The organism is Streptomyces sp. NWU339, assembly GCF_003143855.1.
In the GTDB taxonomy this organism is placed as follows: Bacteria; Actinomycetota; Actinomycetes; order Streptomycetales; family Streptomycetaceae; genus Streptomyces.
Genome location: NZ_QFRK01000021.1, coordinates 18,184 through 34,381, shown reverse-complemented (window position 1 = coordinate 34,381; position 16,198 = coordinate 18,184). Strand labels below are relative to the sequence as shown.

Sequence of the window (16,198 nt, the reverse complement as noted above, 5' to 3'; positions counted from 1 at the left end):
GGTCAGAGTGTCGCGGCCGCTCGGACCAGGTGGCGTACGACGCGTGGGTCCTCGTCCATCTCCGGGTGCCACTGCACGCCCAGCACCCAGTCGGCGGACGGGAGTTCGATCGCCTCCACAGTGCCGTCCGCCGCGTGCGCGGACGGGACCAGGCCCTCGCCGAGGCGGTCCACCGCCTGATGGTGGAAGGTCGGTACGGAGGTCTCCTCCGGGACGGCACCGGCGTACAAGGTGCCCGGCACCGGCTTGACCGGGTGGTGGCCGAAGACCCCCGGCACCTCCGCGTGGCCGTCGAGGTGCTGGACGAGGGTGCCGCCCAGGGCGACGTTCAGCAGCTGCATGCCCCGGCAGATCCCGAGCAGCGGGACACGGCGGTCGAGGGCCGCCCGGATCAGGGCGAGCTCCCAGGCGTCCCGGGCGCGGGCGGGCGGCCCGGTGCGCGGGCCGGGCCCGGCGCCGTAGTGGACCGGTTCCACGTCCGGACCCCCCGCGACGACCAGCCCGTCGAGCCTGGCCACGGCCGTCGCGGCGTGCTCGGGCGCGTCAGGCGGGAGCATCGCGGCCAGTCCCCCCGCCCGCTGTACCAGCCGCGGATACCCGAGGGGCAGCAGTGCGGCGTCCAGCCGCCACACACCCCAACGGACCCCGGGTTCCAGATACGTACTGATGCCGATCAGCGGCCTGGCCACCATGCCGTACTCCTTCGTCGACGCCACCGGCCTCCTCGTGAACGGCGAAATCCCGGGGGCGTACGTCCCATCGCACTGGGGACTGCGACGGCTTTCCCCCTACAGTGCCCGGATGAGCATGACGCCCGCACCAGGCTGGTATCCCGACCCGCACGCTCCGCACCTGGAACGCTGGTGGGACGGTGTGGCCTGGACCGGGCACCGGCGCGCCCCCGGAGTCCCCGGCGGGCCGGTGCCCCCGTCTTCCGGCGGCACCGGCCGTGCCCGGGCCATCGCCCTCACCGCGGCGGCGGCCGTGCTCGTCACCGCGGTCGTCACCGGCGCGGTGCTGCTGGGCGACGACGGCGACCCGGAGACCAGGACCGGCCCCACGGGCACGGAGTCCGCCCACGCACCGGAAGGTGAGACCCCCGCACCGTCCGCACCGGAGTCCGCGTCCGGGCCTGCCGGCGACCCCGCCGTCGTCGAGGACCAGCTCAACGGCGTCACCTTCCCGCTCCTCGACGGCTGGGTCCGGCCGCAGCACGTCAGCCGGCACGACGTCGTCATGACCACCCCCGGCACCCACGACTGCCCCGGCGAGGGCAGCGTTTGCCGCTCCGGCACGGTCATCTCCCGCACGGTGACCGCGACCGACGAGACGTCCCCCGAACTGCTCGCCAAGGAGGACATCTCCGACGCGGCCGAGGACGCCTTCGAGGAGGACGCCCTCGACCAGAGCCCCTACGGCGGAATCGAGTCCCACGAGGTCGTCAGGTCCGGCCCGGTCGCGGTGGCGGGCCGCGCCGGGTACCTCGTCCGCTGGCGCGTCACGACCGGCAAGGGGCCCGGCGGCCATGTGCAGTCGCTGGTCTTCCCGTCCAGCGTCGGCACCGAGTCGCCGATCGTCGTCCGCTACGTCTTCGAGAGCGGTGAGGGCGCCCCGCCCCTGTCCGACATGGACCGCATCACCAAGGGCATCCGCGCGGTCGGCGACGCGGACCCGGGTGGCGGCGTGGGCAGCAGCGTCGGCCCCCGACCGTGACCCGAGCCGGGCCGGGGCTCCGGTGTCAGAGGAACGTCATGCCCTCGCCGCGGTACGTCGGCACGGTCGCCGTCACCTCGCCGCCCTCGATCAGCCGCAGCGCGTCGAACCGCTCGCACAGCTCGCCCGCCTTGGCATGCCGGAACCACACCTTGTCGCCGATCAGCAGATCGTCGACGGGCGGGCCCAGCAGCGGCGTCTGGACCTCGCCGGGCCCCTCCCGCGGGTCGTAGCGCAGGCCCTCGGGCAGATACGGCACCGGCAGCCGGTCGGCACCGGCCGCGCCGGAGGCCGGGTACCCGCCGCCGAGCACCGTCACCACGCCCACGCCCGGCCGCCGTACGACGGGCAGGGCGAAGAGCGCCGCCGGACGCCCGGTGAACGACGTGTAGTTGTCGAACAGCCGCGGCACGTACAGCCCCGAACCCGCCGCGACCTCGGTGACCGCGTCCTCCTCGGCGGTGAACTGCACACTGCCCGTACCGCCGCCGTTGACGAACTCCAGATCGGGTGCGACCTCCCGTACCGCCCGCACCGCCGCCGCACGCCGCCCGGCCAGTTCCCGCCGTGCGGCGGCCTGCATCAGCCGCACGGCCCGGGAGCGCAGCGGCTGCCCGGCCACCGCGTCGCCGACGCCCGCGACATGGCCCTCGTACGCCATGATCCCCACCAGTTCGAACCCGGGGCGCCGGACCACCGCGCGTGCCATCTCGGCGACCTGTGCGGGGGAGTGCAGCGGGGAACGCAGCGCCCCGACCCGCACCCGGCCCCCGAGCAGCTTCAGCGAGGTGTCCAACTCCAGGCAGACCCGCACCACTTCACCGCCGCCCGCGCGCGCGGCGTCGATCAGGTCCAGCTGCGCCGGGTCGTCGACCATGACGGTGACGGCGGCGGCGACTTCGGGATCGGAGGCCAACTCGGCGTAGCCCGCGCGGTCGGCGGAGGGATACGCGAGCAGGACGTCGTCGAAACCGGAGCGGGCCAGCCACAGGGACTCGGCGAGAGTGAACGACATGACCCCCGCGAAACCCTCCCGGGCGAGGACCCGTTCGAGCAGGGCGCGGCAGCGCACGGACTTGCCGGCCACCCGGATCGGTTTCCCGCCGGCCCGGCGGAGCAGATCGTCCGCGTTGGCGTCGAAGGCGTCCAGGTCCACGATCGCGAGCGGGGCGTCGAGATGGGCGGTGGCCTGGTCGTAACGGGCCCGGTCGGAGGCGCGCACAGTCATGAACGAAGCCTGCCAGACAGGATTACCGCAGGGTAGGGGGATGTTCCGGGCAGATGCCGCGGCCCTGCCGACTGGTTCCCGTTCGATCGGGATCACGCCGTAGAGTGACGCGCACGCCCGGCAGAACCATGCCGGACGAAGGCTCGTGCCGGGATGACGTTCCACCCGTGCGGGTATCTCTGCCCGGGACGGCTTCGTACCGGGCCCGGCGGCAGACACCGGCCCGCCGCGAGGAAACGGTCCGGGCACGACGAAACGGGGGGGCGCATGAGCACGGAAGCGCAGCGCGCCTCCCACCCTCCGCGCCCCACGACCCCTCCGCCGCCGTCCACGCCGCCGTACCCGCCGGGCAGACCGGACGACGACGCCCGGGAACCGGACCGGCGGCAGCCGGGAACCGGCGCCGAGGAGACGCCCCCGGGGACACCCGCCGGGGGACCGGCGAACGACACCGCGCCGGTTCAGCCCAAGGGCAGGACCTCGGGCGGAACGGGCGCGTTCGACATGCGCCGGCCGACGGCACCGCCGCTCGCCGCTTCCTCGCCCTTCGGCCCTTCGCGTTCCGGCCCCTCGCCTTCCGGCTCCGCGCCGTCCCGGCCCCGGTTCCCGCGCTTCGACACCGGCGGACCGACGGCCGATACGGCCGGCCCGGACGGCACGCCGCCCCCGCCGCAGGCCTCCGCCCGCTTCCCGGACACGCCACCGACCGTCGGCCGGGGGACACCGTCTGCGGGCACCGCCCCGAACGGCTCGACCGCCGTACCGCGGCAGCCCGCCCACCGCCCCACCGTCCGGCAGCGGGACACCCCCGCCGAAACCCCGTCGGAGACGACCACCCGCCTGCGCCCGACAGCCGCACCCGCATCCGTCGGACCGACCCCCCGCACGGCCACCCCGCCCCGGTCGGCCATGCCGCCGCCCCGCCCGGCGCCGGACGACACCTGGGCCCCGGCCCCGCGGCCGGGCTCCCCCGACCCCGTGCTCTCCTGGAGCGGTCCCATGACACCCGGCGGTTCCTTCGGCCCCGGCCGGCCCGTCGTGTCGTTCGGGCCGACGGGGGCCAAGGGGTACGACGAGAACGCCCGGCCACGGCTCCTCGGACAGCGGGACCGGTCCCAGATCGTGGCCGCCGCGGTCTGCCTCGTCCTAGGGGTGGGACTGATAGGCGGCGCCGTCACCGGGAGCTGGCTCGCCGGGGACTCCGGTGAGACGGCTTCCCGCAGCGGCTTCACCGCCGCCGGAAGCCTGTGGCACAGCGTCCCGGTCGACCAGCTGTTCCCGCCCACCGTGCAGGGCAAGGGCGCCGGTCCCGGCGACGCCGACCGGCTCTGGACCCGGATAGCAGTGGCCCCGGACAGCGGCTGCGAGGACGCCTTCGACCCCCTGCTGCGCAAGCTGCTCGCCCCCCTCGGCTGCGAACGCCTGCTGCGCGCCACCTACACCGACGCCACCCAGAGCCACGTCACCACCGTCGGCTTGCTGTTCACCCAGGCCGACGCCGCCGGCATGGCCTCCCTCGCCGACCGTGTCGACAGGGAACGCCTGGACCGCCGCACCGACCTGGTGCCCCTCCCGTACCCCGCGAAGGGCACCGCCGCCGCCGACTTCGGTGCCGGGCAGCGTGCCTCCTGGGCGATCTCCGTGCTCACCGACGCCCCCGTCGTCGTCTACGCCGTCTCCGGCTGGGCCGACGGCCGTGCCGTCGAGACCCCGCAGCCCGCCGAGGACGCCATGGAGTCCGGTGCCACCAGCGCCCCCGCCCAGGCGGGCCTCGGCCACGAGGCACAGGGCCTCGCCGACCGCGTCGAACGCGGCCTGCGCAAGAACGTCGGCACGACCACGGAGCAGCCGTCATGAGGACCGCGACCGCCAGGGCCGCGACCCTGAGCACCCTCCTCGCCGCCACCCTCGCCCTGCTCCCCGTCACCGCCGCGCACGCCGACGGCATCCGCGCCCGGCAGTGGGGCCTGGACGCCCTGCACATCCAGGAGGCCTGGCGCACCACCCGGGGCGACGGCATCGTCGTCGCCGTCCTGGACACCGGGGTCGACGCCGACCACCCCGACCTCGCCGGCAACGTCCTCGAGGGCAAGGACCTGGTCGGCTTCGGAGCCGAGCCCGGCGACCGTGCCTGGGCCCGGCACGGCACCAACATGGCCGGGATCATCGCCGGTCACGGACACGGCCCCGGGAACACCGAGGGCGTCATGGGCGTCGCGCCCGAGGCCAGGATCCTCCCCGTCCGGGTGATCCTGGAGGACCGCGACCCGGCCCGCGCCAAGGCCCGCCGCACCCGCGGCAACGCCCTCGCCGAGGGCATCCGCTGGGCCGCCGACCACGGCGCCGACGTCATCAACCTCTCCCTCGGCGACGACTCGGCCTCCGCCCACCCCGAGTCAGGCGAGGACGAGGCCATCCAGTACGCCCTCCGCAAAGGCGTGGCCGTCGTCGCCTCCGCCGGGAACGGCGGCGAGAAGGGCGACCGCGTCTCCTACCCGGCCGCCTACCCGGGCGTCATCGCCGCCACCGCCGTCGACCGCTACGGCACCCGCGCCCCGTTCTCCACCCGGCGCTGGTACGCCACGGTCAGCGCTCCGGGCGTCGACGTGATCATCGCCGACCCCGACCGCAAGTACTACGAGGGCTGGGGCACCAGCGCCGCCGCGGCGTTCGTGTCCGGCGCCGTCGCTCTGGTCAGGGCGGCCCACCCGGACCTGACCCCGGCCCAGCTCAAGAGCCTCCTGGAGGACACCGCCCGCAACGCCCCCGCCGACGGCCGCGACGACTCCCGCGGCTTCGGCTTCGTCGACCCGGCCGCCGCCATCGAGGCCGCGGCCCGGCTGAAGCCCGGGGGCCTGAAGCCGGCGGCCCACGGCGACGCGTACTTCGGCCCCGGACCGGAGACCGCCGACTCCGACGGGGACACCGCCGACTGGGCCGCACCCCTGGCGGGCGGCGCGGGCGGCGTCCTGCTGGTCGCCACGGTCGTCCTGTGGCGCGGCCGCCGCACGAGCCGCGAGGACGTCTAGACGCGCGAGGACGTCCGGGGCCACACACGTACGTCCGGTGCCACGAGGACCGAGCGGTGTCACCGGGCGTCAGCCGGCGCGGTGCCCGCCGTCCCCCGTGAACACCGACACCGCCGCCCGTGCCGCCGCCTCCACCAGCGCGACGCCCCGAGCCATCGTCGCGTTGCCGTCGGACAGCACGGCCACCAGCAGGTCCCGGCCGTCGACCGTGACGCGCCCGACGCTGTTCACGACCCACAGCCCGGTCGCGTCGCGCGGCACCCAGCCGTTCTTCACCGCCCACGCCGAGCCGTCCCCCGGATCCCTGCCCGCCAGGACGCGGTCCGCCGCGACCGGCACCCCCCACGCCTGGTCCGCGACCACCCCCTCCATCAGCCCTCGTACGTACGCCCGCGAGACCCCGGTCAGCTCCGAGTCCGCCCCGGCCCCGAACACCTGCCGCAGCAGCAGGAGTTGATCGGTGACGGTGGTCCGGGTCAGCCCCCACCGGGGGCCGTCGCCGCCCTCGGTCCGGGTGAGCCCGAAGCGGGCGTTCGCCGCGTCGAGCCCGGCCGCCCGTCCGATCGAGCGCCACAGCGCCGACGCCGAGTCGTTGTCGCTGCGCTCGATCATCGCGGCGGCGTACGCGCGCTCCTCCCCGGTGAGCTCCCGTCCCGCGTCCTGCGCCCCGAGCAGCAGCGCCGCCAGAATGTCGACCTTCACGATGCTCGCGGCGACGAACGCCCGGTCACCGTGGCAGGCGCCGACCGCGGCAACCGGATCCAGGACTCCCACCGACACCTCGGCGCCGTCCTCCTCGGTGAGCGCCGACCCTGCCGACACCGCCGACCCCGCCGATACGGCGGCCGCCAGCCGTGCCCCCAGCCCCTCGGACCTCACCTGCACCTCCTGCACATCCCGCACCTTCCGCGCTTCCCGCTTCTCGGCCGCCCCCGTCCGAGCCCGCCACCGATGGCCGATAGGCTCGAGGACCGTGGCGAACAAGAACATTCCCGACCCGGGCTACCGAGACGACGACGGCTCCGCCGACCCCCGGCTGAGCGCGGCACTCGCCGCGTGGGCCGAGGACGGCAACGCCGTCACCCCGGTGCTCGAAGCGCTCAAGGGCACCCGGCTGCTGGTCCCCGTGGTGGCCGTGCTCGGCGAGGTCGAGGAGGACGAGCGGGGGCTGCGCCGCGAGAAGACCAGCGACATGGCCGTCCCCACCCTGAAGGCGGGCCACCGCACCGCGCTGCCCGCGTTCACCTCCACCGACTCGCTCGCCCGCTGGGATCCGAAGGCCCGCCCCGTCGCCGTACCGCTGCACCAGGCCCTGCAGGCCGCCGCGCACGAGAAGGCCGACACGGTCGTGCTCGACCTGGCAGGGCCCGTGCCCTTCGAGCTGACCGGACCGCTGCTGCTCGCGCTCGCCGAGGGGCGCACGACGACCGATCCGTTGGCCGACCCCGCGGTCACCGAGGCCCTGCGCGCGGTCGTCGCCGCGGAGCCCGCAGTGCTGCGCGCCCACCTCGGGCCGGGGCAGGCCGACGGCACCCTCGCCCTGGTCTTCGACCCCGCCGCACCCGTGGCCGAGGCGGCCAGGTCCGTGGCACAGCGCCTCGCCGCCGACGAGACACTGAGGGCCCGCCTGGTGCGCGGCCTCGACCTGGCAGTACTGCCCGCCGAGGCGACGCCACCGGGCGAGCCCTTCTACGTACGCCCCTGACGGAGCCGGACCCCTCAGGCGTAGAGCGGGCCCGTGTACTTCTCACCCGGGCCCTGCCCCGGCTCGTCCCGGACGAGCGAGGCCTCGCGGAACGCCAGCTGGAGCGACTTCAGGCCGTCGCGCAGCGGCGCCGCGTGGAAGGAGCTGATCTCGGTCGCGGACGCGTCCAGCAGGCCGGCCAGCGCGTGCACCAGTTTGCGGGCCTCGTCCAGGTCCTTGTGCTGGTCGCCCTCCTCGGTCAGGCCGAGCTTCACCGCGGCGGCGCTCATCAGGTTGACGGCGACGGTCACGATCACCTCGACCGCCGGGACCTCGGCGATGTCCCGGGTCATGGAGTCGAAGTCGGGGTTGTCGGTGATCTCGGGGGTCTCGGGGGTCGCGGCGCTCTCGGGGGTGGCGGAGGTGTCCGAGGGGGAGGTCTCACTCATGCCCCACACGATAGGGCCAGGCGCGTGTCCTCTTGACAGCAGGAGGCACGGCGGCAGAAGTGCGGGACGGACGGTTAGCGCACCCCTGCGGAAGCTGCTAACCTTGTGTAACGACCGGTCGGACCCGTCTGCCCACGGCATGCGAGCCCGGCCCACAAGTGGAGGCTTTCGAACTCCCACCTGATCGTCTCTGAGGATGACAGGTCACCGGTCAGGCGGTGCCGCTCGGCGGCGATCCGCCCGAAAGTGCGCCCCGCGGTGACCGCGGCGGTGTTCCGGTAGTTCGAGGAGCCCCGCCTGTGATCGTCCGGGGCATTTTTGCTGCTTCGGCGCGGTTAGGTCTAACGAAAACAGACGTTACGCGGCTGTCCGCCAGACCGTCGCGTGGTGCTTACCGAGGAGGATCCATCAGCGCCGAGCCCCGCATCAACGACCGGATTCGCGTTCCCGAGGTGCGACTTGTCGGTCCCAGTGGCGAGCAGGTGGGCATCGTCCCGCTGGCCAAGGCACTGGAGCTTGCGCAGGAGTACGACCTGGACCTGGTCGAGGTCGCGGCGAACGCCCGTCCGCCCGTCTGCAAGCTCATGGACTACGGGAAGTTCAAGTACGAGTCGGCCATGAAGGCCCGTGAGGCGCGCAAGAACCAGGCGCACACGGTCATCAAGGAGATGAAGCTCCGGCCGAAGATCGACCCGCACGACTACGACACCAAGAAGGGTCACGTCGTCCGGTTCCTCAAGCAGGGCGACAAGGTCAAGATCACGATCATGTTCCGTGGTCGCGAGCAGTCCCGGCCCGAGCTGGGCTACCGACTGCTGCAGCGGCTCGCGGAGGACGTCCAGGACCTCGGGTTCATCGAGTCGAACCCGAAGCAGGACGGCCGGAACATGATCATGGTTCTCGGTCCGCACAAGAAGAAGACCGAGGCGATGGCCGAGGCCCGCCAGGCGCAGGAAGCCCGCAAGGCGGATGCGAAGGCCCACCCGGGCCGCTCGCAGAACGCCGCGGAGGGCGACCACGACGACCACGACGCGGAGACCGAAGCTCCGGCCCAGGCCGCCGCCGAGGCGTGATCCCGGGGGTCCGCCCCCAGGACATAACCGAAACAAGTACGACGCTCCACCGTGCCCGGTTTTCGTGACCGGGCATCGGAGCGCCACCGACGAGGAGATAACGGCGCTATGCCGAAGAACAAGACGCACAGCGGTGCCCGCAAGCGCTTCAAGGTCACCGGCTCCGGCAAGGTGCTCCGTGAGCGCGCCGGCAAGCGCCACCTGCTCGAGCACAAGTCGTCCCGTGTGACGCGTCGCCTCACCGGCAACGCCGAGATGGCCCCGGGCGACGCCAAGAAGATCAAGAAGCTTCTCGGCAAGTGACGTCATGGCGCCCAGGCGCCGTAGGTACGTCAGGACCGGGACCCAATCGATTTCGGGCCGTGTGAGCAACAACCGCGGCCCCGCTACAAGGAGTTAAAAAGTGGCACGCGTCAAGCGGGCAGTCAACGCCCACAAGAAGCGCCGGGCGATCCTCGAGCAGGCCTCCGGCTACCGCGGTCAGCGTTCGCGCCTGTACCGCAAGGCCAAGGAGCAGGTCACCCACTCGCTGGTCTACAACTACAACGACCGCAAGAAGCGCAAGGGTGACTTCCGCCAGCTGTGGATCCAGCGCATCAACGCCGCTGCCCGCGCGAACGGCATCACGTACAACCGCTTCATCCAGGGTCTGAAGGCCGCGAACATCGAGGTCGACCGCAAGATCCTGGCCGAGCTGGCCGTGAACGACGCCACCGCCTTCGCCGCGCTCGTCGAGGTCGCGCAGAAGGCGCTGCCGTCCGACGTGAACGCGCCCAAGGCCGCGTGACGCCCCGCCGGCCCTGATCCGGCGTGATCCGACGGACCCGTAGGCGCTGCCTGCGGGTCCGTCGTCTGTGCGGAAGTTGCGAGCGAAAGTGAACCGAATGCCCCCCGCCACCCCCGAGTTGATCTCCTCCCGCTCGCCCCGTGTGTCCGCCGCGCGGCGGCTGGCCAAGCGGAACTTCCGGGGCAAGGAGCGGCTGTTCCTCGCCGAGGGGCCGCAGGCCGTACGAGAGGCCGCCGTCCACCGGGCCACGGCCGGCCGGGAGGGCGGTCACCGGCCCACCGGAGCCGCCACGCTCGTCGAGCTGTTCGCCACCCCGGAGGCCGCCGAGCGGTACGCCGACATCATCGACGCCGCGCGAGACGCAGGCGCCCGCGTCCACCTCGCCGCCGAGCAGGTCATCGCCGACATCTCCACCACGGTCACCCCGCAGGGCCTCGTCGGTGTGTGCCACTTCCTGGACACCCCCTTCGAGGAGATCCTCGCCGCCCGGCCCCGGCTCGTCGCCGTCCTCGCGCACGTACGCGACCCCGGCAACGCGGGCACCGTACTGCGGTGCGCCGACGCGGCCGGCGCCGAGGCCGTCGTCCTGACCGACGCCTCCGTCGACCTGTACAACCCCAAGGCCGTACGCGCCTCCGTCGGGTCGCTGTTCCACCTGCCCGTCGCCGTGGGCGTGCCCGTAGAGCGGGCCGTGGCCGCCCTCAGGGACACCGGGGTACGGGTGCTCGCGGCGGACGGCGCGGGCGACCGCGACCTCGACGACGAACTCGACCGGCGCACCATGGGCGGACCGACCGCCTGGGTCTTCGGCAACGAGGCGTGGGGCCTCCCCGAGGAGACCCGCGCGCTCACGGACGCCGTCGTCCGCGTCCCGATCCACGGAAAGGCCGAGAGTCTGAACCTCGCCACCGCCGCCGCCGTATGTCTCTACGCGTCGGCGCGTGCACAGCGCGCCGCCGGAGGGTGCCGCTCCGTCACCGAGAGCTAGTAGGGTGACCTGCCCGGGGACCCTTCCCCAAGTTTTCGGCCGTGCCCCAGGCTTCCCGGCTTCGTCCGGACCGGGGCACCCGCCGTGAGCGCGGGGCACCCCGAGGGAGTTCTGAGAGGTGGGGTACGGGGATGACCGTCGGCACGAGCAGCGCACCGGGAGCACCGGAAGCGGCGCACCCGCCCGCGCCCCGGTCCGCCGGCCCCGCCGAGCTCGGCATCGAACCCGACCAGCTGCCCGACGGACTCGTCGTCGCCGACGAGCACGGCAGGGTGATCTGCTTCAACGCGGCGGCCGCCCGGATCACCGCCGTTCCCGCCGAGCAGGCCCTCGGGCAACACCTCGACGCGGCCCTGCCGCTGGAGGATCTGGAGGGCCGGCGCTGGTGGCAGCTCACCGACCCCTACGGCGGCCTCGCCATCCGGGTGAGCCAGCCCGAGCGCAATCTGCTGCTGCCCGGCGGCCGGGAGGTCCTCGTCTCGGCACGCTACGTCCGCGCCCGCCCCACCGGCCCGGTCCGCCGGGTCGTGGTGTCCCTGCGCGACACCGAGGCCCGGCGCCGCACCGAACGCAGCCACGCCGAACTGATCGCCATCGTCGCCCACGAACTGCGCTCCCCGCTCACCTCCGTCAAGGGTTTCACCGCCACCCTGCTCGCGAAGTGGGAGCGCTTCACCGACGAGCAGAAACAGCTGATGCTGGAGACCGTCGACGCCGACGCCGACCGCGTCACCCGGCTCATCGCCGAACTCCTCGACATCTCCCGCATCGACTCCGGGCGCCTCGAGGTGCGCCGCCAGCCCGTCGACATCGGCACGGCCGTCGGACGGCACATCCAGGCGTACGTCGCCGCCGGACAGCCCGCCGACCGGTTCCTGCTGCGGATCCAGCACCCCCTGCCCGCCCTGTGGGCAGACCCCGACAAGGTCGACCAGGTGCTCAGCAACCTGCTGGAAAATGCCGTGCGCCACGGTGAGGGAACCGTCACCATCGACATCACGCCCTCGGCGTCCCCCCGAGACCGGGAGAACGGCGAACACGCGGCCACGTCGGTCACCGTGAGCGACGAGGGCCCCGGCATCCCGGAGGAGTCCATGAACCGCGTCTTCACCCGCTTCTGGCGGGGCAGCAAGCGCGGTGGCACCGGCCTCGGGCTCTACATCGTGAAGGGCATCGTCGAGGCCCACGGCGGCACCATCACCGTCGGCCGCGCCCGCGGCGGCGGCGCGGAGCTCCGATTTACGTTGCCCGTGGCGGCCCCGGCGTATCTCACCTAGAGCGCACCCAGGGCCCCACGGGCGCGTTCGCCTGCCCTCACCCCGTTAGACTCGGCCTCTGGCCACCATTGTGTCCCGCAGACGGAGACGCTTCGTCCACGAGCCGGTGACGGGAACCATCAGCCAGCCAAACGGAAGTACGGGAAGAGATGTCGGCACCCAATAAGTCGTACGACCCAGTCGAGGTCGAGGCGTTGAAACCAGAAGAGATCGAGCGCATGCGGGACGAGGCGCTCGCCGCCTTCGCCGCCGCGGACTCCCTCGACGCGCTCCATGAGGCCAAGGTCGCCCACACCGGCGCCGCCTCCCCGCTGGCCCTCGCCAACCGCGAGATCGGCGCCCTGCCCCCGCACGCCAAGGCCGACGCGGGCAAGCGCGTGGGCCAGGCGCGCGGTGCCGTGAACAAGGCCCTCGCCGGCCGTCAGACCGAGCTCGAGGCCGAGCGTGACGCGCGCGTACTGGTGGAGGAGGCAGTGGACGTCACACTGCCCCACGACCGCGTACCGGCCGGTGCCCGGCACCCGCTGACCACGCTGTCCGAGCGCATCGAGGACATCTTCGTGGCCATGGGCTACGAGGTCGCCGAGGGCCCGCAGGTCGAGGCCGAGTGGTTCAACTTCGACGCCCTGAACATCGGTCCGGACCACCCGGCCCGCGGTGAGCACGACACCTTCTTCGTGCAGGGCCCGAAGGGCGGCACCGAGTCCGGGGTCGTGCTGCGCACCCACACCTCGCCCGTGCAGGCCCGCACCCTGCTCCACCGCGAGCTGCCGGTCTACGTCATCTGCCCCGGCCGCGTCTACCGCACCGACGAGCTGGACGCGACCCATACCCCCGTCTTCCACCAGGTGGAGCTCCTCGCCGTCGACGAGGGCCTGACCATGGCGGACCTCAAGGGCACCCTGGACCACATGGTGCAGTCGCTGTTCGGCGAGAGCATGAAGACCAGGCTGCGGCCGAACTTCTTCCCCTTCACCGAGCCGAGCGCCGAGATGGACATGCTCTGCTACGTCTGCAAGGGCGAGTCCGTCGGAAACCCCGACCGCCCCTGCCGCACCTGCTCCTCCGAGGGCTGGATCGAACTCGGCGGCTGCGGCATGGTCAACCCGCGGGTGCTCACCGCCTGCGGCGTCGACCCCGAGAAGTACAGCGGATTCGCCTTCGGGTTCGGCATCGAGCGGATGCTGATGTTCCGCCACAACGTCGAGGACATGCGAGACATGGTCGAGGGTGACGTCCGGTTCACCCGGCCGTTCGGGATGGAGATCTGATGCGGGTCCCGCTTTCTTGGCTGCGGGAGTACGTCGACCTGCCGGCAACGGAGACCGGCCGCGACGTCCAGGCCAAACTCATTTCGGCCGGCCTCGAGGTCGAGACGGTCGAACACCTCGGAGCCGACCTCAAGGGCCCCCTGGTCGTCGGCCAGGTACTGACCATCGAGGAGCTGGAGGACTTCAAGAAGCCGATCCGCTTCTGCACCGTCGACGTCGGCCAGGCCAACGGCACCGGTGAGCCCCAGGAGATCGTCTGCGGCGCCCGCAACTTCGCGGCCGGCGACAAGGTCGTCGTGGTCCTGCCCGGGGCCGTACTGCCCGGTGGCTTCGCGATCGCCGCCCGCAAGACCTACGGCAAGGTCTCGCACGGCATGATCTGCTCCAGCGACGAGCTGGGCATGGGCGACGACGGCAGCAAGGGCATCATCGTGCTGCCGCCGGAGACCGAGGTCGGCAAGGACGCGATCGAGCTGCTGGAGCTGGTCGACGAGGTCCTCGACATCGCCGTCACCCCGGACCGCGGCTACTGCCTGTCGATGCGCGGCGTGGCCCGCGAGACCGCCACCGCCTACGGTCTGCCGCTGCGCGACCCGGCGCTGCTCGACGTGCCCGGACCGAACGCCTTCGGCTACCCGGTGAAGGTCTCCGACCCGGCCGGCTGCGACCGCTTCACCGCCCGCACGGTGACCGGTCTGAGCCCCGACGCGCGCTCCCCGATCTGGCTCCAGCGCCGGCTGCAGAAGGCCGGCATGCGCCCGGTCTCCCTCGCCGTGGACATCACCAACTACGTGATGCTGGAGCTCGGCCAGCCGCTGCACGCCTACGACCGCTCCCTGGTCCAGGGCACCATCGGCGTCCGCCGGGCCGAGCCGGGCGAGAAGCTCACCACCCTCGACGGCGTGCAGCGCACCCTCGACGGCGAGGACCTGGTGATCACCGACGAGCGCGGCCCGATCGGGCTCGCCGGCGTCATGGGCGGCGCCAACACGGAGATCGCCGATCACGACGTCGAGAACGCCACGGCCGACGTGGTGATCGAGGCCGCGCACTTCGACGCGGTGTCGATCGCGCGCACGGCCCGTCGGCACAAGCTGTCCTCCGAGGCGTCCCGGCGCTTCGAGCGGGGAGTCGACCCGCAGGCCGCCGCCGCTGCCGCGCAGCGCACGGTCGACCTGCTGGTGCTGCTCGCCGGGGGCACCGCCGAGGCCGGCGTCACCGAGGTCGTCGCCCCGACCGCGCCGCACACCATCACCATCCCGGCCGACCACCCGGACAAGGTCGCGGGCGTCGCCTACGGCCGCGAGACCGTCGTACGCCGCCTCCAGCAGGTCGGCTGCGACGTCTACGGCCAAGATGAGCTGATCGTCACCGTGCCGTCCTGGCGGCCCGACCTGACCGACCCGAACGACCTGGCCGAGGAGGTCATCCGGCTCGAGGGCTACGAGAACCTGCCCGCCACGCTGCCCAGGCCGCCCGCCGGCCGCGGGCTGACCTCCCGGCAGCGGCTGCACCGCCGGATCGGCCGGGCCCTGGCCGGCGCCGGATACGTCGAGGCGCCGAACTACCCGTTCGTCAGCGAGCAGGTCTTCGACCAGCTCGGCCTGGACGCCGACGACCCGGCCCGCCGGGTGGTGAAGCTGACCAACCCGCTCAGCGACGAGGAGCCCGCGCTGCGGACCTCGCTGCTGCCCGGCCTGCTCGGCGCGCTGCGGCGCAACGACGGACGCGGCTCGCACGACCTGGCCCTGTTCGAGACCGGCCTGGTCTTCTTCCCGCGCGAGGAGCAGCGGACCGCCGTCCGGCTGCCGGTGGACCGGCGCCCCACCGACGAGGAGCTCGCCGGCCTCGACGCGGCGCTGCCGGACCAGCCGCGGCACGTGGCCGCGGTCCTCGCCGGTGCCCGCGAGCAGGCCGGCTGGTGGGGCGCGGGCCGCCCGGCCGACTGGGCCGACGCGATCGAGGCCGCCCGCACCGTCGCCGCCGAGGCGGGCGCCGAACTCGTCGTGCGCAAGGGCCGGTACGGCCCGTGGCACCCGGGCCGCTGCGCCGAGCTGGCGGTCGTCGTCGACGGCACCGAGCGGGTGATCGGGCACGCCGGGGAGCTGCACCCGGGCGTGCTGAAGACCCTGGGTCTGCCCGCGCGCAGCTGCGCGATGGAGCTCGACCTGGACGTCCTGGAGCAGGCCGGCGACGAGACCCCGCAGGCGCCGGGCATCTCCACCTTCCCGGTCGCCACGCAGGACGTCGCGCTGGTCGTCGACGCGTTCGTGCCGGCGTCGGACGTCGAGGCGGCACTGCGCGAGGGCGCCGGCGAACTGCTGGAGTCCATCCGCCTGTTCGACGTGTACGAGAACGCCGAGCAGCTGGGTGAGGGGCGCAAGTCCCTGGCGTACGCGCTGCGGTTCCGCGCGCCCGACCGGACGCTGACGGTCGACGAGGCGTCCGCGGCCCGGGAGACGGCGGTCGCCCTCGCGGGCGAGCGCACCGGGGCGGTCCTTCGCGGCTAGTGGGTCCCCCCAAGGACCGGCTCTTCGGGGCCGGTCCTTGGGTTTTCGCGGGGTGCTCGAGTCCCCCTGCGCTCCTGAACGCACGTAGCTCTCTCACGTATCTGTTACCGCCAGTCACCTCACTCGTTCGGGTGACTTTTCGGGCGATACGCCCGGATCGGATCGTGTGGTCGAAAGAATCAGACCGGC

At 73.2% G+C, this 16,198-nt stretch carries 15 protein-coding genes; 11 read left to right on the top strand and 4 right to left on the bottom strand.

What is annotated here, in order from left to right; all coding sequences use genetic code 11:
- Nucleotides 1–2: 2 nt before the first annotated feature.
- Nucleotides 3–692 (bottom strand): gamma-glutamyl-gamma-aminobutyrate hydrolase family protein, encoded by a 690-nt coding sequence (locus DIZ27_RS23565; protein WP_109380445.1) that lies wholly within the window; start codon nucleotides 690–692, stop codon nucleotides 3–5.
- A gap of 115 nt (nucleotides 693–807) precedes the next feature.
- Here DIZ27_RS23565 and DIZ27_RS23560 point away from each other — a divergent pair, with 115 nt between their 5' ends.
- Complete coding sequence (locus DIZ27_RS23560) at nucleotides 808–1,713, top strand: DUF2510 domain-containing protein (protein WP_109380540.1); 906 nt, start codon at nucleotides 808–810, stop codon at nucleotides 1,711–1,713.
- Nucleotides 1,714–1,738: 25 nt separating this feature from the next.
- On the opposite strand, the gene DIZ27_RS23555 is transcribed toward DIZ27_RS23560, so the two are convergent.
- Nucleotides 1,739–2,941, bottom strand: a complete 1,203-nt coding sequence (locus DIZ27_RS23555; RefSeq protein WP_109380444.1) for an amino acid deaminase/aldolase — start codon at nucleotides 2,939–2,941, stop codon at nucleotides 1,739–1,741.
- Nucleotides 2,942–3,208: 267 nt separating this feature from the next.
- Between DIZ27_RS23555 and DIZ27_RS47310 the strand changes: the two genes are divergently transcribed.
- A complete protein-coding gene (locus DIZ27_RS47310; RefSeq protein WP_258308516.1) occupies nucleotides 3,209–4,798 on the top strand; it encodes a hypothetical protein in 1,590 nt (529 codons plus the stop codon).
- The gene (gene mycP / locus DIZ27_RS23540) at nucleotides 4,795–5,970 is read left to right on the top strand and encodes a type VII secretion-associated serine protease mycosin (RefSeq protein WP_109380442.1); all 1,176 of its coding nucleotides are present in this window, start codon (nucleotides 4,795–4,797) and stop codon (nucleotides 5,968–5,970) included. Before DIZ27_RS47310 ends, mycP begins: the two co-directional genes overlap by 4 nt.
- A gap of 69 nt (nucleotides 5,971–6,039) precedes the next feature.
- Here mycP and DIZ27_RS23535 read toward each other — a convergent pair whose 3' ends face one another.
- The gene (locus tag DIZ27_RS23535) at nucleotides 6,040–6,864 is read right to left on the bottom strand and encodes a hypothetical protein (protein ID WP_309074896.1); all 825 of its coding nucleotides are present in this window, start codon (nucleotides 6,862–6,864) and stop codon (nucleotides 6,040–6,042) included.
- Nucleotides 6,865–6,943: 79 nt separating this feature from the next.
- Here DIZ27_RS23535 and DIZ27_RS23530 point away from each other — a divergent pair, with 79 nt between their 5' ends.
- Nucleotides 6,944–7,675 (top strand): SseB family protein, encoded by a 732-nt coding sequence (locus DIZ27_RS23530; protein ID WP_109380441.1) that lies wholly within the window; start codon nucleotides 6,944–6,946, stop codon nucleotides 7,673–7,675.
- Between the two features lie 14 nt (nucleotides 7,676–7,689).
- Here the strand turns inward: DIZ27_RS23530 and DIZ27_RS23525 are convergent, their stop codons facing one another.
- A complete protein-coding gene (locus tag DIZ27_RS23525; protein ID WP_109380537.1) occupies nucleotides 7,690–8,103 on the bottom strand; it encodes a DUF1844 domain-containing protein in 414 nt (137 codons plus the stop codon).
- A 407-nt stretch (nucleotides 8,104–8,510) separates the two neighbouring features.
- On the opposite strand from DIZ27_RS23525, the gene infC reads away from it, so the two are divergent.
- The 7 genes from infC to pheT all read left to right on the top strand — a co-directional run bounded on the left by infC (nucleotide 8,511) and on the right by pheT (nucleotide 16,009).
- Complete coding sequence (infC, locus tag DIZ27_RS23520) at nucleotides 8,511–9,176, top strand: translation initiation factor IF-3 (protein ID WP_109380536.1); 666 nt, start codon at nucleotides 8,511–8,513, stop codon at nucleotides 9,174–9,176.
- Nucleotides 9,177–9,284: 108 nt separating this feature from the next.
- Nucleotides 9,285–9,479, top strand: coding sequence for a 50S ribosomal protein L35 (gene rpmI / locus DIZ27_RS23515; protein ID WP_109380440.1), 195 nt, complete (start codon nucleotides 9,285–9,287; stop codon nucleotides 9,477–9,479).
- A 100-nt stretch (nucleotides 9,480–9,579) separates the two neighbouring features.
- On the top strand, nucleotides 9,580–9,963 hold the full coding sequence (gene rplT / locus DIZ27_RS23510; RefSeq protein ID WP_055470307.1) for a 50S ribosomal protein L20: 384 nt from the start codon (nucleotides 9,580–9,582) through the stop codon (nucleotides 9,961–9,963).
- Between the two features lie 97 nt (nucleotides 9,964–10,060).
- Nucleotides 10,061–10,951 (top strand): RNA methyltransferase, encoded by an 891-nt coding sequence (locus tag DIZ27_RS23505; RefSeq protein WP_109380439.1) that lies wholly within the window; start codon nucleotides 10,061–10,063, stop codon nucleotides 10,949–10,951.
- 131 nt (nucleotides 10,952–11,082) lie between these two features.
- Nucleotides 11,083–12,228, top strand: coding sequence for an ATP-binding protein (locus DIZ27_RS23500; RefSeq protein ID WP_109380438.1), 1,146 nt, complete (start codon nucleotides 11,083–11,085; stop codon nucleotides 12,226–12,228).
- A 149-nt stretch (nucleotides 12,229–12,377) separates the two neighbouring features.
- Nucleotides 12,378–13,499: a phenylalanine--tRNA ligase subunit alpha gene (gene pheS, locus DIZ27_RS23495; RefSeq protein WP_109380437.1), complete on the top strand. Its 1,122-nt coding sequence runs from the start codon at nucleotides 12,378–12,380 to the stop codon at nucleotides 13,497–13,499.
- A complete protein-coding gene (gene pheT / locus DIZ27_RS23490; RefSeq protein ID WP_109380436.1) occupies nucleotides 13,499–16,009 on the top strand; it encodes a phenylalanine--tRNA ligase subunit beta in 2,511 nt (836 codons plus the stop codon). Before pheS ends, pheT begins: the two co-directional genes overlap by 1 nt.
- The last annotated feature ends 189 nt before the right edge of the window (nucleotides 16,010–16,198 follow it).